The 1,972-nt window shown below is 72.8% G+C and carries 3 protein-coding genes; all 3 read right to left on the reverse strand.

Translation table 11 applies throughout. From position 1 onward, the window contains the following. Positions 1-634 (reverse strand): hypothetical protein (locus tag B351_RS17020; protein WP_019399943.1); only part of this gene is annotated, 634 nt, incomplete at its 3' end. A 114-nt stretch (positions 635-748) separates the two neighbouring features. Next, complete coding sequence (locus tag B351_RS0115490) at positions 749-1,225, reverse strand: hypothetical protein (protein ID WP_019399944.1); 477 nt, start codon at positions 1,223-1,225, stop codon at positions 749-751. A gap of 143 nt (positions 1,226-1,368) precedes the next feature. After that, positions 1,369-1,972: alpha/beta fold hydrolase (locus B351_RS0115495; protein WP_019399945.1), on the reverse strand; the 604-nt coding region annotated here is incomplete at its 5' end.

Below are 1,972 nucleotides of genomic sequence, written 5' to 3' on the forward strand. Positions count from 1 at the left end.
GGCGGCCGCCGGCGGCGTAGAGTCTTCCGTCGAGCACCGCGGCGTGGAAGTGGTCGCGTGCATGCGGCGCGTCAGGCAGCTCCTCCCAGTGCTCGCTGGCCGGATCGAAGGCATCCAGCCACGGCACGTAGCCGCTCATGTGGCCGCGGGTATTGCCGCCGACCAGGTAGATCCTGCCCCCGTGCGAGACCACCCCGGCCGCGCCGCGGCGCCGGTGCGCGGGGATCTCCGCACCCTGGCTCCAGCGGTCGGCGCGGGGGTCGTAGACCAGCACGTGGGTGAGCGGCTGCTCCTCCGGGAAGTCGCCGGTGAACGCGCCCAGCACGTACAGCCGGCCCTCGTGCGCCAGCGCCTGGAAGTGGTGGATCTCCAGCGGCGGCGGCGCGCCCTGGCTCCAGCGCCCGCTGGCCGGATCGTAGATGTCCAGCGGCCGCTGCCCGCGCCCGCCCAGCAGGTACAGCCGCTCGCCCAGGGCGACGAAGGCGTTCTCGTGGCGCGCATGCAGCGCGCCCTCGCCGGGCGGCACCGGCTCCCACGCCGGCGGTTGCCGTGCCCCGGCGCCGAAGGTGAAGGCGGACAGGATCAGGACGGCGAGCGCTGGCAGGCGCAGAGGGCGGGAAGCAGGCTTGGCCATGGCGGGTCCCGGGATCGAGGCCCGGCCAAGGTGGCCGTTGCGCCGGCGGCCGTCAATCGCGCACCTGCGTGCGCGCGTGTCCGTGCTGCCGCGCATGGATGCGCGGGGCCGTATTCAGCGGTGGCGCAGGGGCGGATACGGGCCCCAGCCGGAGCCATGCGGTCCGTAGAAACCGGGACCGTCGGAGCTGTCCACGTGCAGCTGCACGTTGATGATGCGCGAACCGCCGTCGTCGGTCGCCTGCTCCTTGCAGTAGTTGACCGTCGCGCCCTGCCAGTTGCTGTTGCCGCCATGCCGCGAATACCCCACGCCGGCCTCGACGCTGCCGGTGATGTCGGTTTCCTTGCCGTCCGGCGCGGTCGGGCAGCGGTAGCGGTAGGTGACCTGCCTGCGCTGGCGGGTGGTCGCCACCCCGGAGGTGTCGCCGTACCAGGTGCCGGGCGGGTCGTTGCGGTAGCCGGCGCGCGCGGACTGCGGCAGGCCCAGGTCCAGGCCGGCCCCCTCCCCGCCGGCGGCGTCCGGTTCCTGGGCGAGGGCCGGCATCGCGGCGGCCAGCAGGACCAGGCAGGCAGGAAGCAGGAAGGTGCGCATGGCGTCGGTTCCGGTCGCCGCGTGCAGGCGGCTTCCCGCACACCGTAGCAGCGCGAGGTTAAACCGCGGATGGCTCGGCCTTGCGCATGCGACGACGGGCGGCCACGGGCCGCCCGTCGCGCCGGTCCGTCGCGGCCGCCGCTTCAGCGCCGCAGGAAGTCCAGCAGGTCCTGGTTGAGCCGGTCCTTGTGGGTGTCGGTGATGCCGTGCGGGCCGCCGGGGTAGACGATCAGCTGCGCGCCCTTCACCAGCGCGGCCGAGGCGCGGCCGGAGGCGTCGATCGGCACGATCTGGTCGTCGTCGCCGTGGATCACCAGGGTCGGCACGTCGAACTTCTTGAGGTCTTCGCGGAAGTCGGTGGCCGAGAACGCGGCGATCGAGTCGTAGGTGTTCTTGTGCCCGCCCTGCATGCCCTGCGCCCAGAACGACTGGATCAGGCCCTGGTTGGGCTTGGCACCCGGACGGTTGAAGCCGAAGAACGGACCGGAAGCGATGTCCAGGTACAGCTGCGAGCGGTTCTCGATCGAGCCCTTGCGCAGGCCGTCGAATACCTCGATCGGCAGGCCGCCCGGGTTGTCCTCGGTCTTGAGCATCAGCGGCGGCACCGACGAGACCAGCACCGCGGCCTTGACCCGCGAGGTGCCGTGGCGGCCGATGTAGCGCGCCACCTCGCCGCCGCCGGTGGAGAAGCCGACCAGGGTGGCGTCGCGCAGGTCCAGGGCCTCGATCACCGCGGCCAGGTCGTCG

Origin of the sequence: Pseudoxanthomonas sp. GW2, assembly GCF_000283075.1 — a bacterium.
Lineage (GTDB): Bacteria > Pseudomonadota > Gammaproteobacteria > Xanthomonadales > Xanthomonadaceae > Pseudoxanthomonas.

Bases quoted from the DNA above. Each gene is read 5' to 3' on its own strand.
- B351_RS0115490 (WP_019399944.1), bottom strand. From the start codon at position 1,225: ATGCGCACCTTCCTGCTTCCTGCCTGCCTGGTCCTGCTGGCCGCCGCG.